Raw genomic sequence first — 21,527 nt, forward strand, 5'->3', positions numbered from 1 at the left:
AATAAATTATAAACTTTATACATTCATGAGTAACGATAAATATATACATTCTGATGTAGAGGATAAGATTTACTCTTATTGGGAAAAAAATGAATTATTCAAACCTAAAGAAAATTCAAAAAAATTTTCAATAGTTATACCCCCACCAAATGTGACTGGAAGTCTTCATATGGGTCATGCTTTGAATAATTCTATTCAAGATTTGTTAGTTCGTTATCACAGAATGAATAATTATGAAACTTTATGGCAACCAGGTACAGATCATGCAGGTATTGCTACTCAAGCTTTAGTCGAAAGAAAACTTACTGCTGAAAAAATTGATAAAAATGAAATTGGTAGAGACAAATTTATTGAAAAAGTTTGGGAATGGAAAGAGCAATATGGTGACATCATTATTAACCAATTAAAAAAACTTGGATGTTCTTGTGATTGGTCTCGTAATGCTTTTACAATGGATGAAAACCTTTCAAAATCAGTAATAAAAGTATTCGTTGATCTATATAATAAAGATTTAATCTACAAAGATAAAAAACTTGTAAATTGGGATACTGTTTTAAAAACTGCGATTTCTGATCTTGAAGTTGATCAAAGAGAAGTAAATTCAAAAATTTATTATATTAGGTATCCTATTGATGGAACCGCTGAATTTATAACAATTGCAACAACAAGACCTGAAACAATGTTGGGAGATACTGCAATTGCAGTTAATCCAAAAGATGATCGCTTTAAATCTTTTGTCGGCAAAAAAGTTACAATACCAATTGTTGGAAGAAAGATTAATATTATAGAAGATGATTATGCAGATCCTGAACAGGGAACTGGTGCACTAAAAATTACACCTGCGCATGATTTTAATGACTACGATGTTGGACAAAGAAATAATCTTGAAATTATAAATATATTTACTGAAGCTGGTAAAATTAACGAAAATGCGCCTAAAGAATATATAGGATTAGACAGATTTGAAGCAAGAAAGAGAATTTTAAAAGAACTAAAAGATAAAGATTTTTTTGTTAAAGAAGAAAATATAAAAAATAAGGTTCCATATGGGGATAGATCTAATTCTATTATTGAACCTTTCTTAACAGAACAATGGTTTGCTGATGCAGAAAAATTATCTGTTAAAGCAAAAGAAGTTGTTAATTCAAAAAAGACTAATTTCTTTCCTGAAAATTGGTCTAAGACTTATTTTCAATGGATGAACAATATAGAGCCCTGGTGTATTTCAAGACAACTTTGGTGGGGCCATCAGATACCTGCTTGGTATGGTCCTGACAAAAAGATGTTTGTTGCTGAAGATGAAGATGATGCAAAATTATTGGCAAAAAAACATTATAAAAAAGATGTTGATTTAATACGAGATCCTGATGTCTTGGATACATGGTTTTCATCTGGTCTTTGGCCATTTGCAACATTGGGTTGGCCAGACAATAAAGAGTATGTTGAAAAGTTTTATCCAACTTCAGTTTTAGTAACTGGTTTTGACATTATTTTTTTTTGGGTTGCTAGAATGATTATGTTTGGAACAGAATTTTTAAATAAAGAACCTTTTAAAGATATTTATGTTCATGCTTTAGTTAGAGATGAGAAGGGTCAAAAAATGTCAAAATCTAAAGGTAATGTTATTGATCCTTTAGATTTAATTGAAAAATATAGTGCCGATGCATTAAGATTTACTCTTCTTTCAATGGCATCTCCTGGTACTGATGTAAAACTTTCAGAAGACAGAGTTAAAGGATATAGAAATTTTTTGAATAAACTATGGAATGCTAATAATTTTTTAATCACAAATGAATGTGATTTTTCTGATATCGATAAAGTTCCAAATTTATCAGTTAATATCAATAAATGGATTTATGCAGAATTAATTGAAGCAAAATCTAAAATTGAGAAAAATTTAGAAGACTATAGATTTGACGAGGCAGCAAAAAATGCTTATCAATTTGCATGGCACTCTTATTGTGACTGGTATTTAGAATTATCTAAAACAATACTATTTTCGGATAATGAAGAAGCTAAATCTGAGGTTAAAAAAGTTTCAAGTTATATATTCAAGCAAATCTTAATTTTGTTACATCCTTTTATTCCATTTGTTACAGAGGAGATATGGCTTAAAAATAAATTTGATAATTCAAGCAAAGATTTTTTAATGCTTGCTAATTGGCCTTCTGGTAAAATCAATAAAGACTCTAATACAGAGCAAGTTGAAAATATTATAAGTATAATATCTGAAATTAGATCCTTTAAGAATGAACTTAATGTAAGCCCAGGTTCATTTATAGACATGTCTATCAATAATATTAATGATATCCAAAAAAAATTTATTAATGATAATGAAATTATCCTTAAAAAATTAGGAAGAATAAATAATATCCTTAATGATGACTTAGATAAACCAGCGGCAACTATGGTTGTTGCAGGTGATTTATTTAGGATTTATTTTGATAAAGATGTTGATTTAAAATTAATTAAAGAAAATTTAACTAGTAAACAAAATAGAATTCAGGAAGAAATGAACAAGATATCGCAAAGACTAGAAAACAAAAGTTTTGTAGATAGAGCACCAAAAGAGATTGTTGAACAAGAAAAAACTAATTATAATAATTTAAAGAATGATATTGATAAAATATTAGTAACTATGAAGGGAATATAATGTCAAAATTTAATAAAAAGAAACTTCCAAGCAGACATACATCATTAGGCGCAGATAGAGCTCCTCACAGGTCTTTTTATTATGCAATGGGTGAAACAGAAAAAGATGTATCAAAACCTTTTGTAGGTGTTGTTTCAACTTGGAACGAAGCTGCTCCTTGTAATATTGCTCTTATGAGACAAGCTCAATCAGTTAAAAAAGGTGTTAGAGCTAATGGTGGTACGCCAAGAGAATTTTGCACAATTACAGTTACAGATGGAATTGCAATGGGTCATGAAGGAATGAAAGCTTCTTTAATATCTAGAGAGGTGATAGCAGATTCTGCTGAACTTACTGTAAGAGGGCATTGCTATGATGCATTAGTTGGTATTGCTGGATGTGATAAATCTTTACCAGCGCTAATGATGTCGATGGTTAGATTAAATGTACCAAGTGTATTTATTTATGGCGGATCAATTCTTCCAGGAAGATATAAGGGAAAAGACGTAACAGTTGTTGATGTATTTGAGGCAGTTGGAAAACATTCGTCTGGTCAAATGTCTTCAGCAGAACTTAGAAAATTAGAATTAGTTGCATGTCCAAGTGCAGGTGCCTGTGGTGGTCAATTTACAGCAAATACGATGGCATGTGTATCAGAAGCTATTGGTTTAGCCTTGCCATATTCTGCTGGAACGCCAGCCCCATATGAAGAAAGAGATAAGTACGCTAAAGAAAGTGGAAAAACAGTAATGAATCTTTTAGCAAAAAAGATTAAACCTAGAGATATTGTTACAAAAAAAGCTTTAGAAAATGCTGCTACTATAGTTGCTGCCACAGGTGGATCTACTAATGCAGCATTACATCTACCCGCAATTGCCAACGAAGCTGGAATAAAATTTGACTTAATGGATGTGGCTAAAATTTTCAAAAAAACACCTTATCTTGCTGATTTGAAACCTGGTGGAAAATATGTTGCAAAAGATATGTGGTTAGCAGGTGGCGTACCAATGTTGTTAAAAACACTTTATGATGGAGGTTTTATTCATGGTGATTGTATGACCGTTACTGGAAAAACTATGAAGGAAAATTTAAAAAATATTAAATTTAATCCTAAACAAAAAGTTTTAAGAAAATATGATAATCCATTATCTCCAGATGGAGGAGTTGTTGGTTTAAAAGGAAATTTAGCTCCTGATGGTGGTATAGTTAAAATTGCTGGACTTAAGAAATTACAATTTACTGGTAAAGCAAGATGCTTTGATAATGAAGAAGCAGCTATGGACGCTGTCCAAAAACGTAAATATGAAGAAGGCGATGTAATTATAATCCGTTACGAAGGCCCTGTAGGAGGTCCTGGGATGAGAGAGATGCTATCTACAACAGGTGCAATTTATGGTCAGGGAATGGGTGAAAAAGTTGCTCTTATAACAGATGGAAGGTTCTCTGGAGCCACAAGGGGCTTTTGTGTGGGTCATGTAGGTCCTGAGGCCGCTTTAGGAGGTCCTATAGCTTTATTACGTAATGGAGACATTATCGATATTGATGCTAAAAAAGGGACCATTAATGTAAGGCTTTCTAAAAAAGAATTAACTTTAAGAAAAAGAAAATGGAAACCAAGAAAATCAGATTTTGGATCAGGCACACTTTGGAAATACGCACAAACAGTAGGACCAGCTTATTTGGGCGCACCAACTCATCCTGGTAAGAAAAAAGAAGTTAAGGATTATTCAGAAATTTAATGAAGATACGACCGGTCATTTTATGTGGAGGTGCAGGAACAAGACTTTGGCCAAATTCTAAAAAACATCAAGCAAAACAATTTATTGATTTTGGAAATTGGACTTTACTGGGTAAAACTTTAGAGCGAACTAAAGCACCTATTTATGATTCTCCAATTATAAGTACAAATAAAAAATACTTAAAACAAGTAAAACAACATCTTAAAAAAAATAAGATTAAAAAATATAAGATAGTTTTAGAACCTGCAAAAAGAAATACGGCTCCAGCTATATTAAGTACTGCCTTAATTAAAGATATTCCAAATGATCAGCCATTGATGTTTTTTACAGCTGATCATTTAATTGAAAAAATGAGTGTGTTCAATAAAGCGATAAATAAAAATAAATCAAATTTAACTAATCAAAATATCTTCATATTCGGTATTAAACCTACATCACCTTCAAGTGAATACGGATATTTTGTTACTAAAAAGATTAAAGGAAACATTAATAAAGTAACTAAATTTATTGAAAAACCCAAAATCTCTAAAGCTAAACAGGTTATAAAACAAAAAGGTTATTGGAATTCAGGAATGTTTTTCCTTAGAAAGGATTCAATAATAAATAACTTTAAAAAACACCAGCCAATTATTTATAAAAACTGTGTAAATGCGGTTAAAAAAGCAAAACTTAAAGATAACACTTATTATCTAAATAAAGCGTCGTTCATTAAAGCAACTACTAAATCTTTTGATTATGCAATCTTAGAAAAAACTAAACAAATTAATGCTGTTAAATTAGATATTCCATGGTCTGATCTTGGAAGTTGGAAAGAAATCTTAAAAATGTATGAAAAAAATAAGAATAAATATATTAAGAAAAAGAATGTTTTTTTTCGTCCATGGGGCAGGTATACAAATTTATTTGAAGGAAAAAATTTTTTAATTAAAGAATTATTTGTAAAACCTAAAGGTATTTTAAGTTTACAGAAACATCATCATAGAGCTGAACATTGGCTAGTTACTCAAGGAAATCCTAAGATAACATTGAACAAAAATAGTTTTGTAAAAAAACCAAATGATCATATCTTTATTCCACTAGAGGCAATTCATAGAATTCAAAACCCTGGAAAAAAACCAGTCAAAATATTTGAAGCTCAAGTTGGATCAATTCTTAAAGAGACAGATATAGTTAGATTTGAAGATATTTATGGAAGGGTTAAATAAACTTACCTTTGAGTTGAAATCTTTATTGGTAAGTCTTTTGTTACATCAAATCTTTCTTTTTTAGTCACATCATCAATTTGTTCTGATTTTTTTTTCAAACACCACTCTTCATATAGTCTGCAGAATGTATAAATTGCATTATATCTATCGATCATTATCACAGTATTTAATTCACTTTTTATTAAAAATTTAACATCATATAATTCTTTAATGTTAACTTTACTCAATATTTCTCTTGAGTCCGGGTTATAATAACCAGATTTATCTTCACAAGGTGTTTCTAAAATTTCATCAATATATTCTTGAAAAATTTTTCCCTTAACAAACTTTTCATCATAATTATTTGAATTTATGGTTTCATATATTAATCTTCTCAATGGGGGTTGGTTTAGTTCTATCCACAAATTTAGAAGCTCAAAATATATCAATTCATATAATCTAATTTGAATTGGTTTGCCTCTAACAATTTTAGACCATTCAATAAATCTTCTAATCTCAATATCTTTTCTAATATTTTTCATTTTATCTAATTTTAGCCATCAGCTTTTAATTTAGTGTGTCCACAATTTTTACACTCAAGAGTCGTAATTCTATCTGTTGGATTAAATCCAAACTCAATATTTATTGTTTTGTATCTGTGTAATCCAAGAAAACACAGTAATTTTACCAATTTTAAAATCATAATTTTGACACTTTAAATTGTTAATTTTTAAAAATTGATCATCAGCCTAAAGCTGAATTAGTGCGGGACTTAAACAGATCATACCGTAGACGCAAAACTAAAGCAAAAAATAATTCAGTTTTTTTTCTTATTTACTTAAGAGCACCTTTTTTAACCCTTTTTTAAAATTAATTTTTTTTTAAATTCTGATTGTTTTAATTTTATTTATGCTATGATTATTCAATATGAAGGAGTTTAAAGAACTCATCAAAAAACACAAAAAAATTGAATTAGCAATTAAGCATTTTACAAAATTAAGAATGAATGACAGAGCTTTTTCTTCTTGGGAAAAACTAAGAAAATTAAAAAAAGAAAAACTAAAATTAAAAGAGTTAGTTTCTAAATTCAAGAAATAATATCTTAAAAAAAAATACTAAAATTATACATTTCATGGTCGTATTAGATATTTCTAACACGACCATAATTAGATTTATTTAAAACCAATTATTTGGAATAATAATGTAGTGAATTGCCAAAACAATTCCTACAGACACACTTAATCCAAAGATCATTTTAATGAAGTCTTTTCCAATTAATGGGAAGACGTATTTGAATTTGTACTCTTTATTCATAGTTGATATAGCAAGTTCTCTACCACATAATAAACCTACAAATACCCATGTTGTAGACATTGGAAGGTCATTAAGTTCTTTAAAGTAGTATAGTACCGCAGCATAAATAACATTTATTATTGTTGCTGATCTCGCATATCTTGTTCCAGTTTTATCTAAAACAACTTTTTGTATTGGTCCACCATGAATATAAAATATGTAGAACAATAATGCTGTAAAGTACGCTAGTACAATTAACAATAAAGTTACATCTAGTTGTCTTGGGAGATAAACTGCAATATTTGCTACGTCGTGAGATAACCAAACCCACCATAACCAACCAGAAGTCACCCAAACTGAGTTTCTCCAAAATCCTATCCATTTATCTTCAACTTCATCAAATTTTTCATTGATAAACTTTGATACTACTATCCAAGCTAAATACGCGACTACAGCAGCCAGGCCATAACCCACAACACTTTTCATTAGCATTTTCTCCAATACTACAGTGGAAGCAAATGCTGAAAGTACTAAGAAGGTTGTAGATACTGGTATACCAATTCTGGTAAGCACTAAAAGAATAGCAGGAGCTACTGCGTGGTACCATTGAATTTCTTGAAATGGTATTCTGTTAAGCCTGCCGTATGATATATCACCATCATACGAATACCACCCCCATGTAATAGCTATAGCCATTACTACAGATGCTGAACCAGCAAGAGTGTACCATTTAAACCATTTTTGTTTAGACGCTATAAAAGTACCTAGCGTTTGTATTGAATCATTTGCAATAACGCTATAACCAGCTAATGCAAAGCCGACGATCGTATATATTGTTGTCAGTTCCATTTCTTTCCTATTTTTTTTGTTTACTTTATTGTTTTCCGTTTCGAACGATTCTTATTCTTGATGACGATTTAATAGGTGTGAGGAAATTTATCTATAATTAAATTTATTATTTTTTTTTGAAGTGAGTTGATTCATCGATATTTATAATAAAAAAAACATAAGTCCACAGAAAGAATATAGAATTTTTTTAAAGGAATAGCTGATTCATCATCAATATATTATCTTTAAAATTTGTCTACTTAAAATTTACAAATATAAGTTGTATTTTAGTACAATTACAAAACTACTGACTTAACAATCTTTAAATGACAAAGACATATTCTTTATTAAATCAAAATATAAATTTTTACCTGGATCTAAAGTTGCACCTAATGGATCCAAAACACCTGTTTTTATCTTCATATCTTTTGCTACAGCGTTGATTATGTCAGGATTAAATTGAGGCTCAGAAAACACGCAAGCAACTTTATCATGCTCAATAATTTTTCTGATTTCTGCTAATTGTTCGGCACCGGGCATTACATCGGGGTTAACAGTAAACGCTCCAAGAATATTTACATTAAATCTTTGTTCAAAATATTGATATGCATCATGAAAAACTATAGATGACACACTTTTGTTTAATTCTGTCATCACTTGGATTATAAGAGTATCAATTTCTTTAAGTGCTTTTTTTAAATTATTTTTATATTTAGATGCATTTTTAGTATCATTTTCGATCAAATGTTCAGCCATTTCATTTAAGATTACTTTAGCATTCATTGGATCTAACCAAATGTGAGAGTCATAATCTCCGTGTGCATGATCATCGTGATCATCTTCTTTTTTAGCGTGATCATCATGGTCGTGGTCGTCGTGATCATCTTCTTTTTTAGCGTGATCATCATGGTCGTGGTCGTCGTGATCATCTTCTTTTTTAGCGTGATCATCATGATTATGCTCATCAAAAATATTTCTTTCCCTGAACTTTAATACGTTCAATCCTTTAACTTCTATTAATTCGATTTTTTCGGCTTTTTTAGCTATCGAGCTCAATGGTTTTTTTAGAAAATTTTCCATACTTTCACCAACCCAGAATATAATATCTGCATTTTGTAACATTTTTGCATGAGATGGTTTCATGGAAAATGCGTGAGGAGACGCATAGCCATTTACAATTAAACTTGGTTTTCCAACCCCATCCATAAGATAACTTGCTAACGAATGGATAGGTTTTATTGATGTAACCACTTTAATTTCAGCACTAGCTGATGTAAAGAATGTTAACATTGATAAAATTGATAATATTAAGGGTAATTTTTTGATATTTTTCATATAAGTAATTTAATTAGTTGTTATAATATAACAGTATGTAATAATATAACATATACAAGTCAAGATATAAATGAACTCAGATAAAAATATATTAGTAGAACTGAACAAAGTTGGTTTTAAACAAAATAATAAATGGTTAGTTGAAGGTGTTTCGTTAAAAGTTGAGAAGGGAAAAATTGTTACTCTAATTGGCCCAAATGGGTCTGGCAAAAGTACTACAGCAAAAATTGCATTAGGTATTTACAAAAATATTGAGGGAAGAGTTGAAAAATTTACAAACAAAGTTGGTTATGTTCCTCAGAAAATTTCAATAGATTGGACCTTGCCACTAAGAGTGTATGATTTTATGCTTTTAACTGAAGATATTAAAGATGAAGCAATAAATGAAGCTCTTACCCTTACTGGAGTTAGTCATCTTAAAAATGAAAATTTAGGAAATTTATCAGGTGGAGAATTTCAAAGAGTTTTGATTGCAAGAGCAATTTCAAAAAAACCAGAATTATTAGTTCTAGATGAACCAGTTCAAGGTGTTGATTATACTGGAGAGATAGCGTTATATGAATTGATCAAAAAAATTTCAGATACTTTAAATTGTGGAATTTTATTAATTTCCCATGATTTGCATACTGTTATGACAGCAACTGATCATGTTGTTTGTTTAAATGGTCATGTGTGTTGTTCAGGTACACCAATGGATGTTGCTAAAAATAATGAGTACAAAACTTTATTTGGTGAACAAGCCTCTCAAATTCTATCTGTTTATGAGCACAAACATGACCATGTTCATTCAGATGAGGGTCAAATAAAGAAAAATTAATATGTTAGATGATTTTTTCATAAGAGCTTTAATAGCTGGAATAGGAGTTGCGTTGGTAACTGGCCCACTAGGCTGTTTTGTAGTATGGAGAAGATTGTCTTATTTTGGCGATACACTATCTCATTCAGCCTTATTAGGCGTCACAATAGCTTATTCTTTTGAACTTAATATTGCTCTTTCAGTATTCATAATTTCATCTGTAGTTGCATTGATTTTAATTCAACTTCAGAAAAAAACCAATTTACCTGGTGACGCTTTGTTGGGCCTTTTGGCACACTCTTCTCTGGCTGTTGGATTAGTTGTAATTGGTTTTTTAACCTTTATACGTTTCGACATAATGGGTCTTTTATTTGGTGACATATTAGCCGTAACAACTAACGACTTAATTATTATATGGACAGGTGGAGCATTAATTTTATTTGTACTTAAATTGATTTGGAAACCTCTGTTCGCATCTACAGTAAATTATGAACTAGCAGAAGCAGAGGGATTAAATCCTGATAGATCAAAAGCTATATTTACAATTCTGATGGCTGCTGTGATTGCTATATCAATTAAAATGGTTGGTTTATTATTAATCACTGGAATGTTAATTATACCAGCTGCAATGGCCAGAAATATTTCAGATAGTCCAAAGAAAATGGTTTTATACTCAATTATTGGTGGTCTTTTATCAGTAATATTGGGTTTATTTTCTTCATTAGAATTTAATACGTCATCTGGACCTTCAATAATTATGGCTGCTTTAGTTTTATTTATATTGTCTTTACTTAATATTAAACAATCGATTAAATTGAAAAATTAACAACTAATTGATAAGAATTTGTATATGCAAAAAGAACACAATCTTTCTAAAAACCAAAAAATCATTTTTGATATAATTGATAAATCTGGTGAGCCGATGAAAGCTTATTCAATCCTGTTTAATGTTCAAAAAGAAGGTATTAAAGCCCCATTACAAGTTTACAGAGCGTTAGATAAATTAGTAGAAATTGGAAAGATCCATAAGATTGAAAGTAGAAATGCTTTTATAGCTTGTCAAAATTCTAATTGTCAAATTTCTAAAGCAACAGCATTCTCAATTTGTGAAAATTGTGAAAATGTTTCTGAAATAAGCAATTCAAAGCTTTCAAAATATTTATCAAACTTTACGGATGAAACTGGAATGAAATACAGCAAGTATAATTTAGAATTTTTTGGTTTATGTAAAAATTGTAAGACTAAATAAATGAGTAATATTTCTTTATCCTTGGATGAAATTTTTGAATTAGCAAAAAGAACGCTAATAGCTAATGGATGCAATGATGAAACTGCAACTATTTTATCAAATCTAATTAGAAATGCAGAAAGAGATGGATCTGTATCTCATGGCTTATTTAGGTTACCCGCATATGTAAGTGGTCTTAAGAGTGGAAAGATAGACGGTAAAGGAAAACCTGAAATTAATAAAGTTTCTTCATCTGTAATTAAAGTTCAGGGCAATAATTGTTTAGCTCCAGTTGTTTTGAACAAAGGTTTACCTGAATTATCTAAAGCTGCGAAAGAAAATGGTGTTGCCGTTTTAGCTATTAATAATTCACATCATATGGCTGCTATGTGGCCTGAAACTGAAATGTTAGCAGATGATGGTTTAGTTGCTTTTGCTTGTACATCATACAAGCCTGCTGTTGCTCCTGCTGGTGCAATGAAACCTTTGTTTGGTACAAATCCAATTTCATTTGCTTGGCCAAGACCAGGAAAGACACCTGTTGTATATGACATGGCAACAGCTTCTATGGCCATGGGGGAAGTTCAAGTCGCTAAAAGAGAAGGGCATAAAGTTCCTCTTGGAACAGGTTTAACTAAAGATGGAAAAGATACTACTGATCCAGCAGAGATTGCTGATGGTGGTGTTTTATTACCTTTTGGTGGATATAAGGGGTCTGCAATTGCAATGATGGTTGAATTGCTAGCTGGTGCTTTAGTGGGTGATAATTTTAGTTATGAAACAGCTGCTAAAGATAATAATGATGGTGGCCCACCAAGCGGTGGTGAATTTATTCTAGCTATTTGTCCAGATAAAACTGCAGGTACAAGCTGGCAAAAACATGCAGAAGAATTTTTTGAAAAAATGAAATCAATGGGTGAAGTTAGATTACCTGGTGAAAGAAGACATAAAAATCGACAAGATACTGGCCCTAGACATATCAATGAAGAATTAGTTAATAAAATTAAATCTTTAAGTTAGTTTAATTTCAATTGGAGTATGATCTGAAGGCTTTTCTTTACCACGAGGATCTTTATTAATATTAATATCTTTTATATTATCGATAAGAGAGTTTGAAACTAAGAAGTGGTCAATTCTCATACCATTATTTTTTTGCCAAGCACCTCTCATATAATCCCAAAATGTATATCCCTCTTTATCTTCATTAAAGTGTCTATAAACATCATTAAAACCAAGATTTAACATTTCTCTAAATTTTTTTCTAATTTCAAGTCTATACAAAGCGTCGTCTTCAAAGCTTTTAACGTTATAAACATCTTCAGCAGCAGGGATAACATTAAAGTCTCCAGCTAAAATGATGTTTTGATTTTTTTTAGATAAAGTTTTTAGTTGCTTGATAAGTTGATCCATCCAATTTTTTTTATAATCATATTTTTCAGTATCAACTGGATTACCATTAGGTGTATAGATATTTATTAATTGAATAACTTTTTTTTTATATTCTATTTCTGCAGAAATTATTCTTGATTGTTTTAACTTATCTTTGATTAAATCAGTTCTGACATTATTTAACTTTCCTTTAGATATGATGGCAACACCATTATAGCTTTTTTGACCAAAAACATGACTTTCATAATCCATGGAGGCAAAATCATCATATGGAAAATTAACATCTTCAGTTTTTATTTCTTGCATCATTAAAACGTCAGGTTTGTATTTTAGTAGATAGCTTTTGATATTTTCTATTCTGGCTCTTACTGAGTTAACATTCCAAGATGAGATAATCATTAAAGTGAGAATGAAACACCACAGCCACAAGAAGACTTGGTTTGTGGATTAGAAATTTTAAAAGACTCACCAATAAGCTCAGATACATAATCAACCTCAGAACCTTTTAATAAATCTGCTGAAGTTTTGTCAATTAAGATGTTTTCAAAATTTAAATCATCATCATTTTTGGATTTTTCAAATGTAAATTCATATTGAAAACCCGAACATCCTCCGCCCTTAATAGCGATTCTAAAAAATGATCCATCATCTTTTTTAGATAATAAATTTGCTATCTGTTTTAGAGCATTATCTGTAAATTTAATTTCTTTAATCATGTCTGAACACTGATACTACTAATATAATACTTAATTATTTAAATTAAAGGATGAAAAAACACACTTTGTTAGGCGTATTCAAAAGTAAGGGTAGACTTAGTAAAGAGCCCACTTCAAAGTATCGATCACCATTTCAAAGAGATAGAGATAGAATTATCCATAGTGCATCGTTTAGAAGGTTGAAACATAAAACACAAGTATTTGTAAATACGGAGGGAGATCATTTCAGAACAAGAATTACCCATTCTATTGAAGTTGCTCAAATAGCAAGATCTGTTGCTAAATATTTAAATTTAAATGAAGATTTAGCTGAAACATTAAGTCTTGCTCACGATTTAGGTCACACACCATTTGGCCATGCTGGTGAAGACGCTTTAAACGAATGTATGGAAAATTATGGTGGTTTTGATCATAATCTGCAAACATTAAGAATAGTTATGTTCTTAGAGAATAAGTATTTTAAATTTAAAGGTCTAAATTTATCTATTGAAACATTAGAAGGGTTGTTAAAACATAATGGACCTGTCGAAGATACAAGCTTAGTAAATAGCTTAATTGGTTTAAAGGTATTTAAAGGAAAGATTAATTTTAACACTTACGCATCTTTAGAGTCTCAAATTTCAGCAATTTCTGATGATATTGCTTACAATAATCATGATATTCAAGATGGAATTAAAGCTAATTTGTTTAAATTAGAAGAACTTGTTGAAATAGACTTTTTTAAATCGATTTATCTTAAGTATAAAAATAAAATAAATAAAAGAAATTATAAAATTGCCACTTATCAAATAATTAGAGACTCAATTGATTTAATGATTAGAGACTTATTGTCTAACACACAAAAAAATTTAAAAGAGTTAAAAATTAAATCTGTAAATGATGTTAATAAGGCAGATCAATTATTAGTTAATTTTTCAGATAAATTACAGAATTCAGAAAGAGAAATTAGATTATTTTTGAGAACTAAAATGTACAATAATAAATTAGTTTTAAGGAAAAATAAAAGAGGTAAAGTGATTATTAAAAAATTATTTAGTATAATTAAATCTAATCCTAAAAAATTTCTTTCAAAAGATCAATTGACTAGTGATAAATTTAGAGCTATTTCAGATTTTATTTCAGGTATGACGGATCGTTATGCTATTAACCTATATAATAATTATAAATGAATATCTTTGAATCGTACCTGGACAAAATTAAATTAATTTTAATTGATCTGAGCAAACAAGGAGAGTTACTTATTCCAGAAACTTTTAATGGAATTAATGCAGAAATTCCACCAGCTCAATTTGATTGTGATATATCGACTAATGTAGCAATGGTACTTTCAAAATTAAATAAAAGATCACCAATAGACATAGCTGAACAAATATCTCCCATTATTAAAGATAAAGATTCTTTGATCCAAAATATAACAATTGTGAAACCAGGTTTTATCAATATTAAGTTTAAACCTTTGTTTTGGACAAATTTTATTCAAGAAATTATTGCTAACAAAAAAAAATTTGGTGTTAATCAAAAAGAAAAAAAGCTGAATTATTTAATAGAATTTGTTTCAGCTAACCCAACAGGACCCCTCCATGTCGGTCATTGTCGTGGAGCTGTATTGGGCGATGTAATCTCAAATGTATTAATTTTTAACCATCATAAAGTTACTAAAGAATATTATGTCAATGATTATGGAAATCAGATTATTAATTTTACTAAATCTGTTTTTGCCAGAATACGCGAGATTAAATTTAATGAAAAATTTCCAATTGATAATTCTGATCTATATCCTGGAGACTATCTGGTTGATTTTGCAAAAAATATTATTTCTTCCAATGCTGAATTAAATTTTGATAATTATGAAAATATAAGTGAAAGATTAACTGAATTATCAATAGAACAAGCCTTATTATTAATCAAAAAAAATCTAAAAAGTCTTGGCATTAAACATGACAATTTTGTTAGCGAGAAAAATATTGTTTTAGATAAAGAAGTTGAAAATGTAATAAAATTTTTGGAAGTTAATAATTTTGTCTATAAAGGTAAAATTAAAGCACCGGCTGGGGAAGATAAGAAGGATTGGATAGAAAGAGAGCAATTGTTGTTCAAATCAACAGATTTTGGTGATGATAAGGATAGGGCTTTGCAAAAATCTGATGGTACATGGACTTATTTTGCAAGTGATGTTGCCTACCATAAAAATAAAGTTGATCGTAAATTTGATTATCTAATTAATATACTTGGCGCAGATCATGCTGGTTATATAAAAAGAATTTCTTCTTCAGTAGAAGCTCTTTCAGGAGAAAAAAATAAATTAATTTGTAAAATTAGTCAGCTAGTAAAATTAATTAAAGACAACAAGCCATTTAAAATGTCAAAAAGAAAAGGTGATTATATTACAGTTGACGATTTAATCGAAGAAGTTGGTAAAGATGCAACTAGATTTATTATGTTAAACAGAAGTAGTGATGTTGAACTAGATTTTGATTTTGATGCAGTTAAAGAAAAATCGAAAGATAATCCACTCTATTATGTTCAATATTGTTATGCAAGAATTTCATCTGTATTTAGACATTTGGGTAAAAATTTAGAAAAAAACATTAGTATAGATAATTATAATTTTGAATATTCAGAGGATGAAATTAAAATTTTAAAGAAGATATCTGAATGGCCAAAATGTATTGATGCAGCAAGTACAAAACTTGAGCCACATCGAATACCAATTTATTTATATGAGCTTGCTGCAGAGTTTCATTCTTATTGGAATCTTGGAAAACAATTTCCTGAAAAACGATTTATCAATGATCAAAAAAATATTTCTCAAGATAAATTAGTTTTTTTAAAAGCAATTGCTAATGTTATTAAATCAGGGATGGACATAGTTGGTGTCTCTTCCCCAGCTAAAATGTAATGCTAAAAGAGATTAAGAATCTAATATTTATAGCAATTATTGGTTTATTTATTTTTTTTACTGGAAAATATTATTATTCAAATGAAAATATCAAAAATTCTTATAGATCTTACAAAAATATTGATCAAAAGATTAAAGATTATTCTAAAAATTTACCATTATTAAAAAATGATACAGAAAATATCATTGAATATGTCAAACAGACTGACAATAAAAAGAAAAAAAAATTTAATTTTTGGAAACTTTTAGAGAATGATTAAAAATAGAAGAGCTTTTATAGTTGGCATTAAATCTTACAGGCTATCAATTAAAGAAAAAAAATTTTTAATAAGATATAAGCCTTGGGGAGTGATATTATTTTTAAGAAATATTAAATCTGTTAAACAAACAAAGAATTTAACAGACAGTATAAAAAAAATTTTTAAAGATAAAAATTATCCAATATTAATTGATCAAGAAGGTGGAAGAGTAAATAGATTAAGTAATATTATTTCTTTTGATAATTTAACATCTGAATATTTTGGTAATCTTTATGAAAAAGATAAAATGAAATTAGATATAATTTATAGATTATTTATTGATAAAACATCTCACTTATTAAAATTAATTGGGGCAAACATTAATACAGTTCCAGTTTTGGATCTTAGAATTAAAGGATCTAGTAATATAATTGGTGATCGATCCTTTTCCAACAAGGTAAATACGGTCTCTAAAATGGGTGATTTATGTATAAAATTATTTCATGAAAACTCGATTGGAACCATAATAAAACATATACCTGGACATGGTTTAGCTAAAGTAGATAGTCATAATTTTACACCTATAGTCAGTAAATCACCTAAATATCTTAAAAAAAATGATTTTAGTGTATTTAAAAAAAAAGACTGTTTCTTTGCAATGACAGGGCACGTTATTTATAAAAATATAGATAAGTTAAACACTGCAACTCATTCAAAAAAAGTCATTAATCATATTAGAAATATAATAGGTTTCAAAAATATTTTAATTTCAGATGATCTTTCAATGAAAAGTTTAAAAGAGTCTATGAAAGAAAATACCGTTAAATCTTTTAAAGCTGGATGTAATATAGTTCTTCATTGTAATAGTAATTTTGCTGAAATGAAGTCAGTGGCTGAAAATTCACCCTTGATAAGTAGTTTTATAATTAAAAAAACATCACAATTTTATAAAATTTTAAGATAATATTTGTTTATGCCTGAGTCTGATTCTGTTTTATTTAACGTTGATATTAATAATTATAATGGTCCTTTAGATGTCTTGTTGGATCTTGCTAAAGCTCAAAAAGTAGATCTAGAGGAAATATCTATAACTAAATTAGCTGATCAATTTCATGATTATATCACTAAAGAAAAAGACTTAAATTTAGAAATAGCATCCGAGTACTTATTAATGGCTACATGGTTAGCTTACTTAAAATCAAAATTATTACTTCCTGGCACTCCTGAAGAAGAGTTTAAAGTTCAAGAAGTTGCTGAAAAATTAAAATTACAGCTTAAAAAATTAGAATTGATTAGATTACTTTCAGAACAGATGCTTAAAAGAAATCGATTAGGAAGAGAAATTAGAACACGTGGAATAAAAGGAAATATAAGATCCATTTATAGCTCTGAATACAATGTAACCTTATTTGAACTTTTAAAATCATACTCTTCAGTAGTGATGACAAAAGATTTTCAAACAATGAATATTCCAAAATTACCTGTATTTACTACCGAGGATGGCATTAAGACTATAAAACAATTTCTTGGTAAGCTCATGGATTGGAAAAATCTTGATGATCTAATTCCAACAAATTTTAAAAATGGTTCTAAATATAAAAAAACTGGTAAAGCAGGTATTTTTGCTGGATCTTTAGAATTAGTTAAAGAGGGTAATCTTTCTATGAAACAAGATAATTTATTTGATGATATTTATGTAAGGGAAGTTAATGATTAAAAAAGGAAAAGTGACCAAAAAAGATAATGTAGTTAATTTTCCAACTAAAATTAATGATCTTGATAAAGAAATTGAGGCAGTAATTTTTGCAGCCGCTGAACCTCTTGATGTTGATACAATTGAAAGTAAAATTTCAAAGAAAGCAAATGTTGCTAAATCGTTAGAAAAATTACAACAAGAATATTCAAGTCGAGGTATAAATTTAGTTTGCATTAAAAATAAATGGTCTTTTAGAACATCGCCTAAACTTTCAACTTTAATGACCCAAGAAAAAACTGTTGAAAAGAAATTATCTCGAGCTGCAATAGAAACTTTGGCAATAATTGTCTATCACCAACCTGTTACCAGAGCAGAAATTGAGGAGATACGTGGTGTTGCTTTTGGAACAAATACTTTAGAAATTTTAATGGAATTAGACTGGGTCAAACCTGGAGGTCGAAAAGATGTCCCGGGTAAACCAATCCAATATTTAACTACAGATGGTTTTTTAAGTCACTTTAATTTACAGAAGTTATCAGATCTTCCAACTGTAGATGAACTAGGTGCCGCTGGTTTAATTGATAGTTCCAGTGTTGATAATGCAATTTTTGGTACAAGCAAATTTTTTAAAGAAAAACAAGACGAAAAAAAAGAGGATATCTATTCTAATATTGATGAAATGCTAAATAGTACTCTTGATGAAGAGGAAAAAGATTCATAAAAAAGTAACTTTGAAATTAATCATAAAAGGGTTATAAGTTTTTATGAGCATAGGAATTTGGCAAATAGCAATTGTTGTAATATTAGTCGTCTTACTATTTGGGCGAGGTAAAATATCTAGTCTTATGGGTGACGTTGCTAAAGGTATTAAAAGTTTCAAAAAAGGAATGGCGTCAGATGTTACTGACGATAATGAGCCAAAAAACATTTCTGAAGAAAATAAAGACTTAGATAAAAAAGATTAAATTACATGCCTACTATTGGTTGGTTTGAAATTTTGATTGTTGTAGGCATAGCTATAATTGTGCTTGGACCTAAAGATTTTCCCATAATGTTAAAAAAAGCTGGTTCTTGGATTGGAACAGCTAAAAAATATATGCGAGATATTCAAAGTGAAGTTTCAAATATTGAAATTGATGATGAAAAAATCAGCGAAATAAAAAAAGATGATAAAAAAGATGAGTAATGAAGAAAATGAGGGTGGCTTTATAAGTCATTTAACAGAATTAAGAAAAAGACTTATCCATAGTTTTTTGTTTTTATTTATATTTTTTATTGGATGTTATTTTTTTGCAGAAAACATATATGGATTTTTAGTAGATCCCTTTGCTAAAGCAGTTAAAGATGATGGATCTGAAAGAAGATTAATTTTTACTGCATTACAAGAAACTTTTTTAACTTATCTAAAAGTTTCATTCTTCACTGCTTTCTTTGTGACATGTCCATTTATACTTATGCAGATATGGAAATTTATAGCACCTGGTTTATATAAACATGAAAAAATTGCTATAATGCCATACTTAATTTTAACGCCGATATTATTTCTTCTAGGAGGAATGTTGGTTTATTATTTAATTATGCCCCTTGCGATTAAATTTTTCTTGTCATTTGAAAGCACTGGTCTTTCAACTAATTTACCAATTCAACTTGAAGCAAAGGTTAATGAGTATTTATCACTAGTTATGAAACTTATTTTTGCTTTTGGATTAAGTTTTCAGTTGCCAGTCGTGCTTAGTTTATTAGCAAGAGTTGGCGTTGTGGATAGTAAGTTTTTAAAAGATAGACGAAAATATGTTGTTGTAATTATTTTTGCGGCTGCTGCTTTACTCACACCACCAGACCCCATAACTCAAATTGGTTTAGCTATTCCATTATTAATTTTATATGAATTATCAATATTTTCTGTAAAATTTATTGAAAACAAAAATTTAGAAAAAACAGATGCATAATTTAAAAGATATAAGAAAAGACTTCACTGTTTTTGCAAAATCTCTAGAAAAAAGATTTATTAATTTAGATGTCAAAAATTTACAAATGTTAGATGAAGAAAATAGACAGTTAATTCAAAAAAAAGAAACTTTAGAAAAAGAAAAAAAAGATATTTCAAAGTCTAAAGATGAAAAAATGTTTAAAAAATCAAAAGAAATTACTTTAGATTTAGAAAAAATTTCAGAAAGTCAAAAAAAAGTTAAAATTGAATTAGAAGATATATTGTCAAATATTCCAAATATCCCTCATCCTGATGTTCCTAATGGTAAAGATGAAAACGATAATATTGAAATTTCTAAATCAGGTAAAATTCCTGATTTTGATTTTAAACCTAAATCTCACTATGAACTAGGTGAAAATTTAAAGATGTTAGATTTCGATCTTGCTACAAAAACTACAGGCTCAAGATTTGTTTTTGTTAAAGATAAACTAGCTCTATTAGAAAGAGCTTTATCAAATTTTATGCTAGATACTCATGTAAATCAAAATCAATATCAGGAAATTTCACCACCTTTAATTGCATCTGATAATACAATGTTTGGTACAGGACAACTTCCTAAATTTGAAAACGATCAATTTGAAATTAAGTTTGACGAGGGTTCAGATAGAAAATTTTTAATTCCAACAGCTGAAGTAATATTAACAAATATTGTAAAGGATAAGATTGTTGAACGTAATGATTTACCAATGCGATTTGTTGCTTCAACACCCTGTTTTAGAAAAGAAGCAGGAAGTTATGGAAAAGACACCAAAGGAATGATCAGACAGCATCAATTCTATAAAGTCGAAATGGTAAGTATTGTACAGAAAGAAAACTGCCTAGAAGAGTTAGAAAGAATGACTAACTGCGCCACAGATATTTTAGATAAATTAGAATTACCATATAGAAAAGTTATTTTATGTTCTGGTGATATGGGTTTCAGTGCTGAGAAAACTTACGATATTGAGGTTTGGCTACCATCGGAAAATAAATATCGTGAAATTTCATCTTGCTCATCTTGTTCAACTTTTCAAGGTCAAAGAATGAAAACTAGATACAAAAATGAAAACAAAGAAACTCATTTTGTTGGCACTCTAAATGGCAGTGGACTTGCTGTTGGTAGAACACTTATAGCTGTTTTAGAAAATTATCAGCAAAAAGATGGTTCAATTGTTGTGCCAAAAGTTTTAAGACCTTATATGAACAATTTAGAAAGTATTTCATTCAATTAAAGTTGTTTTCATTATTAAGATGGTATAATAATTCAGCTAATTTATAAGGAGATTTATGGAAGGTTCAGGAATAGGACAATTTATACCACTAATTTTAATTTTTGTTATTTTTTATTTTTTCTTAATAAGACCTCAGCAAAAAAAAGTTAAAGAGCACAAAGCAATGGTTGAAAGCTTAAAAAGAGGTGACAAAGTTATTACTTCTGGTGGCATTACTGGTACGGTTGAAAGATTAATTGATAACGATAAAGTTGAGGTTGAAATAGCTGACAATGTTAAAGTTGAAATTGTTAAAGCAACAGGTATTCAAGGTCTTTTAAATACTCAAGAAATTAAAAAATAATCAGTCAAA

25 protein-coding genes are annotated in these 21,527 nt (G+C 29.0%); 19 read left to right on the forward strand and 6 right to left on the reverse strand.

The window, feature by feature from the left end:
* Positions 1 to 25 precede the first annotated feature (25 nt).
* The 3 genes from ACIJYC_RS02900 to ACIJYC_RS02910 are packed head-to-tail and all read left to right on the forward strand — an operon-like array spanning position 26 to position 5,576.
* Positions 26 to 2,653, forward strand: coding sequence for a valine--tRNA ligase (locus ACIJYC_RS02900; protein WP_435167680.1), 2,628 nt, complete (start codon positions 26 to 28; stop codon positions 2,651 to 2,653).
* Complete coding sequence (ilvD, locus tag ACIJYC_RS02905) at positions 2,653 to 4,371, forward strand: dihydroxy-acid dehydratase (RefSeq protein ID WP_435167683.1); 1,719 nt, start codon at positions 2,653 to 2,655, stop codon at positions 4,369 to 4,371. Before ACIJYC_RS02900 ends, ilvD begins: the two co-directional genes overlap by 1 nt.
* Positions 4,371 to 5,576 carry a sugar phosphate nucleotidyltransferase gene (locus ACIJYC_RS02910; RefSeq protein ID WP_435167686.1) on the forward strand — a complete coding sequence of 402 codons (1,206 nt, stop codon included), beginning with the start codon at positions 4,371 to 4,373 and terminating at the stop codon, positions 5,574 to 5,576. Before ilvD ends, ACIJYC_RS02910 begins: the two co-directional genes overlap by 1 nt.
* 2 nt (positions 5,577 to 5,578) lie before the next feature.
* Here the strand turns inward: ACIJYC_RS02910 and ACIJYC_RS02915 are convergent, their stop codons facing one another.
* Together ACIJYC_RS02915 and ACIJYC_RS02920 are read right to left on the reverse strand one after the other, a co-directional pair.
* On the reverse strand, positions 5,579 to 6,097 hold the full coding sequence (locus ACIJYC_RS02915) for a hypothetical protein (RefSeq protein ID WP_435167688.1): 519 nt from the start codon (positions 6,095 to 6,097) through the stop codon (positions 5,579 to 5,581).
* 11 nt (positions 6,098 to 6,108) lie between these two features.
* Positions 6,109 to 6,258 (reverse strand): hypothetical protein, encoded by a 150-nt coding sequence (locus ACIJYC_RS02920; RefSeq protein ID WP_435089192.1) that lies wholly within the window; start codon positions 6,256 to 6,258, stop codon positions 6,109 to 6,111.
* Between the two features lie 224 nt (positions 6,259 to 6,482).
* Here ACIJYC_RS02920 and ACIJYC_RS02925 point away from each other — a divergent pair, with 224 nt between their 5' ends.
* Positions 6,483 to 6,653: a hypothetical protein gene (locus ACIJYC_RS02925; RefSeq protein WP_435084866.1), complete on the forward strand. Its 171-nt coding sequence runs from the start codon at positions 6,483 to 6,485 to the stop codon at positions 6,651 to 6,653.
* Positions 6,654 to 6,731: 78 nt separating this feature from the next.
* Here the strand turns inward: ACIJYC_RS02925 and ACIJYC_RS02930 are convergent, their stop codons facing one another.
* Entirely contained in the window at positions 6,732 to 7,697 is a 966-nt protein-coding gene (locus ACIJYC_RS02930) for a hypothetical protein (RefSeq protein WP_435167691.1), read from the reverse strand.
* Positions 7,698 to 7,988: 291 nt separating this feature from the next.
* Positions 7,989 to 9,011 carry a zinc ABC transporter substrate-binding protein gene (locus tag ACIJYC_RS02935; protein WP_435167694.1) on the reverse strand — a complete coding sequence of 341 codons (1,023 nt, stop codon included), beginning with the start codon at positions 9,009 to 9,011 and terminating at the stop codon, positions 7,989 to 7,991.
* 70 nt (positions 9,012 to 9,081) lie between these two features.
* Between ACIJYC_RS02935 and ACIJYC_RS02940 the strand changes: the two genes are divergently transcribed.
* From ACIJYC_RS02940 to ACIJYC_RS02955, 4 genes are read left to right on the forward strand one after another with little or no spacing between them, the layout of a single operon-like run.
* On the forward strand, positions 9,082 to 9,828 hold the full coding sequence (locus ACIJYC_RS02940; protein WP_435098694.1) for an ATP-binding cassette domain-containing protein: 747 nt from the start codon (positions 9,082 to 9,084) through the stop codon (positions 9,826 to 9,828).
* Between the two features lies 1 nt (position 9,829).
* The gene (locus ACIJYC_RS02945; RefSeq protein WP_435098691.1) at positions 9,830 to 10,633 is read left to right on the forward strand and encodes a metal ABC transporter permease; all 804 of its coding nucleotides are present in this window, start codon (positions 9,830 to 9,832) and stop codon (positions 10,631 to 10,633) included.
* 24 nt (positions 10,634 to 10,657) lie between these two features.
* Positions 10,658 to 11,056 carry a Fur family transcriptional regulator gene (locus tag ACIJYC_RS02950; RefSeq protein WP_435089184.1) on the forward strand — a complete coding sequence of 133 codons (399 nt, stop codon included), beginning with the start codon at positions 10,658 to 10,660 and terminating at the stop codon, positions 11,054 to 11,056.
* Complete coding sequence (locus ACIJYC_RS02955) at positions 11,057 to 12,055, forward strand: Ldh family oxidoreductase (protein WP_435089183.1); 999 nt, start codon at positions 11,057 to 11,059, stop codon at positions 12,053 to 12,055.
* Here ACIJYC_RS02955 and xth read toward each other — a convergent pair.
* Together xth and ACIJYC_RS02965 are read right to left on the reverse strand one after the other, a co-directional pair.
* Positions 12,047 to 12,823 carry an exodeoxyribonuclease III gene (xth, locus tag ACIJYC_RS02960; protein WP_435089182.1) on the reverse strand — a complete coding sequence of 259 codons (777 nt, stop codon included), beginning with the start codon at positions 12,821 to 12,823 and terminating at the stop codon, positions 12,047 to 12,049. The genes ACIJYC_RS02955 and xth overlap by 9 nt on opposite strands.
* Positions 12,823 to 13,140 (reverse strand): HesB/IscA family protein, encoded by a 318-nt coding sequence (locus ACIJYC_RS02965; protein ID WP_435098682.1) that lies wholly within the window; start codon positions 13,138 to 13,140, stop codon positions 12,823 to 12,825. Before ACIJYC_RS02965 ends, xth begins: the two co-directional genes overlap by 1 nt.
* 50 nt (positions 13,141 to 13,190) lie before the next feature.
* Here ACIJYC_RS02965 and ACIJYC_RS02970 point away from each other — a divergent pair, with 50 nt between their 5' ends.
* From ACIJYC_RS02970 to yajC, 11 genes are read left to right on the forward strand one after another with little or no spacing between them, the layout of a single operon-like run.
* On the forward strand, positions 13,191 to 14,309 hold the full coding sequence (locus ACIJYC_RS02970; protein ID WP_435167697.1) for a deoxyguanosinetriphosphate triphosphohydrolase: 1,119 nt from the start codon (positions 13,191 to 13,193) through the stop codon (positions 14,307 to 14,309).
* Positions 14,306 to 16,039, forward strand: coding sequence for an arginine--tRNA ligase (gene argS, locus ACIJYC_RS02975; RefSeq protein ID WP_435167700.1), 1,734 nt, complete (start codon positions 14,306 to 14,308; stop codon positions 16,037 to 16,039). Before ACIJYC_RS02970 ends, argS begins: the two co-directional genes overlap by 4 nt.
* The gene (locus ACIJYC_RS02980; protein WP_435167703.1) at positions 16,039 to 16,299 is read left to right on the forward strand and encodes a hypothetical protein; all 261 of its coding nucleotides are present in this window, start codon (positions 16,039 to 16,041) and stop codon (positions 16,297 to 16,299) included. The genes argS and ACIJYC_RS02980 overlap by 1 nt, the downstream gene beginning before the upstream one ends.
* The gene (locus tag ACIJYC_RS02985) at positions 16,292 to 17,242 is read left to right on the forward strand and encodes a glycoside hydrolase family 3 N-terminal domain-containing protein (protein ID WP_435167706.1); all 951 of its coding nucleotides are present in this window, start codon (positions 16,292 to 16,294) and stop codon (positions 17,240 to 17,242) included. Before ACIJYC_RS02980 ends, ACIJYC_RS02985 begins: the two co-directional genes overlap by 8 nt.
* A 9-nt stretch (positions 17,243 to 17,251) precedes the next feature.
* Entirely contained in the window at positions 17,252 to 17,995 is a 744-nt protein-coding gene (locus tag ACIJYC_RS02990; protein WP_435167709.1) for a segregation and condensation protein A, read from the forward strand.
* Entirely contained in the window at positions 17,988 to 18,695 is a 708-nt protein-coding gene (gene scpB / locus ACIJYC_RS02995; RefSeq protein ID WP_435167712.1) for an SMC-Scp complex subunit ScpB, read from the forward strand. The genes ACIJYC_RS02990 and scpB overlap by 8 nt, the downstream gene beginning before the upstream one ends.
* 43 nt (positions 18,696 to 18,738) lie before the next feature.
* Positions 18,739 to 18,939 (forward strand): twin-arginine translocase TatA/TatE family subunit, encoded by a 201-nt coding sequence (gene tatA, locus ACIJYC_RS03000; RefSeq protein ID WP_435167715.1) that lies wholly within the window; start codon positions 18,739 to 18,741, stop codon positions 18,937 to 18,939.
* Between the two features lie 5 nt (positions 18,940 to 18,944).
* Positions 18,945 to 19,160, forward strand: coding sequence for a Sec-independent protein translocase protein TatB (gene tatB, locus ACIJYC_RS03005; protein ID WP_435167718.1), 216 nt, complete (start codon positions 18,945 to 18,947; stop codon positions 19,158 to 19,160).
* On the forward strand, positions 19,153 to 19,923 hold the full coding sequence (tatC, locus tag ACIJYC_RS03010) for a twin-arginine translocase subunit TatC (RefSeq protein ID WP_435167721.1): 771 nt from the start codon (positions 19,153 to 19,155) through the stop codon (positions 19,921 to 19,923). Before tatB ends, tatC begins: the two co-directional genes overlap by 8 nt.
* Complete coding sequence (serS, locus tag ACIJYC_RS03015; protein ID WP_435167724.1) at positions 19,916 to 21,175, forward strand: serine--tRNA ligase; 1,260 nt, start codon at positions 19,916 to 19,918, stop codon at positions 21,173 to 21,175. The genes tatC and serS overlap by 8 nt, the downstream gene beginning before the upstream one ends.
* 55 nt (positions 21,176 to 21,230) lie before the next feature.
* Entirely contained in the window at positions 21,231 to 21,518 is a 288-nt protein-coding gene (gene yajC, locus ACIJYC_RS03020; RefSeq protein WP_435167727.1) for a preprotein translocase subunit YajC, read from the forward strand.
* The last annotated feature ends 9 nt before the right edge of the window (positions 21,519 to 21,527 follow it).

Source organism: Candidatus Pelagibacter bacterium nBUS_28, assembly GCF_051200915.1.
Lineage (GTDB): Bacteria > Pseudomonadota > Alphaproteobacteria > Pelagibacterales > Pelagibacteraceae > Pelagibacter.

Coding starts and splice junctions, on each gene's coding strand:
- scpB (WP_435167712.1), top strand. CDS start 17,988: ATGATTAAAAAAGGAAAAGTGACCAAAAAAGATAATGTAGTTAATTTT.
- tatC (WP_435167721.1), top strand. CDS start 19,153: ATGAGTAATGAAGAAAATGAGGGTGGCTTTATAAGTCATTTAACAGAA.
- ACIJYC_RS02910 (WP_435167686.1), top strand. CDS start 4,371: ATGAAGATACGACCGGTCATTTTATGTGGAGGTGCAGGAACAAGACTT.
- argS (WP_435167700.1), top strand. CDS start 14,306: ATGAATATCTTTGAATCGTACCTGGACAAAATTAAATTAATTTTAATT.
- ACIJYC_RS02900 (WP_435167680.1), top strand. CDS start 26: ATGAGTAACGATAAATATATACATTCTGATGTAGAGGATAAGATTTAC.
- ACIJYC_RS02970 (WP_435167697.1), top strand. CDS start 13,191: ATGAAAAAACACACTTTGTTAGGCGTATTCAAAAGTAAGGGTAGACTT.
- ACIJYC_RS02965 (WP_435098682.1), bottom strand. CDS start 13,140: ATGATTAAAGAAATTAAATTTACAGATAATGCTCTAAAACAGATAGCA.
- ilvD (WP_435167683.1), top strand. CDS start 2,653: ATGTCAAAATTTAATAAAAAGAAACTTCCAAGCAGACATACATCATTA.
- ACIJYC_RS02945 (WP_435098691.1), top strand. CDS start 9,830: ATGTTAGATGATTTTTTCATAAGAGCTTTAATAGCTGGAATAGGAGTT.
- serS (WP_435167724.1), top strand. CDS start 19,916: ATGCATAATTTAAAAGATATAAGAAAAGACTTCACTGTTTTTGCAAAA.
- tatB (WP_435167718.1), top strand. CDS start 18,945: ATGCCTACTATTGGTTGGTTTGAAATTTTGATTGTTGTAGGCATAGCT.
- ACIJYC_RS02930 (WP_435167691.1), bottom strand. CDS start 7,697: ATGGAACTGACAACAATATATACGATCGTCGGCTTTGCATTAGCTGGT.
- ACIJYC_RS02920 (WP_435089192.1), bottom strand. CDS start 6,258: ATGATTTTAAAATTGGTAAAATTACTGTGTTTTCTTGGATTACACAGA.
- ACIJYC_RS02940 (WP_435098694.1), top strand. CDS start 9,082: ATGAACTCAGATAAAAATATATTAGTAGAACTGAACAAAGTTGGTTTT.
- ACIJYC_RS02935 (WP_435167694.1), bottom strand. CDS start 9,011: ATGAAAAATATCAAAAAATTACCCTTAATATTATCAATTTTATCAATG.
- ACIJYC_RS02925 (WP_435084866.1), top strand. CDS start 6,483: ATGAAGGAGTTTAAAGAACTCATCAAAAAACACAAAAAAATTGAATTA.
- yajC (WP_435167727.1), top strand. CDS start 21,231: ATGGAAGGTTCAGGAATAGGACAATTTATACCACTAATTTTAATTTTT.
- ACIJYC_RS02950 (WP_435089184.1), top strand. CDS start 10,658: ATGCAAAAAGAACACAATCTTTCTAAAAACCAAAAAATCATTTTTGAT.
- tatA (WP_435167715.1), top strand. CDS start 18,739: ATGAGCATAGGAATTTGGCAAATAGCAATTGTTGTAATATTAGTCGTC.
- ACIJYC_RS02990 (WP_435167709.1), top strand. CDS start 17,252: ATGCCTGAGTCTGATTCTGTTTTATTTAACGTTGATATTAATAATTAT.
- ACIJYC_RS02980 (WP_435167703.1), top strand. CDS start 16,039: ATGCTAAAAGAGATTAAGAATCTAATATTTATAGCAATTATTGGTTTA.
- ACIJYC_RS02915 (WP_435167688.1), bottom strand. CDS start 6,097: ATGAAAAATATTAGAAAAGATATTGAGATTAGAAGATTTATTGAATGG.
- ACIJYC_RS02955 (WP_435089183.1), top strand. CDS start 11,057: ATGAGTAATATTTCTTTATCCTTGGATGAAATTTTTGAATTAGCAAAA.
- xth (WP_435089182.1), bottom strand. CDS start 12,823: ATGATTATCTCATCTTGGAATGTTAACTCAGTAAGAGCCAGAATAGAA.
- ACIJYC_RS02985 (WP_435167706.1), top strand. CDS start 16,292: ATGATTAAAAATAGAAGAGCTTTTATAGTTGGCATTAAATCTTACAGG.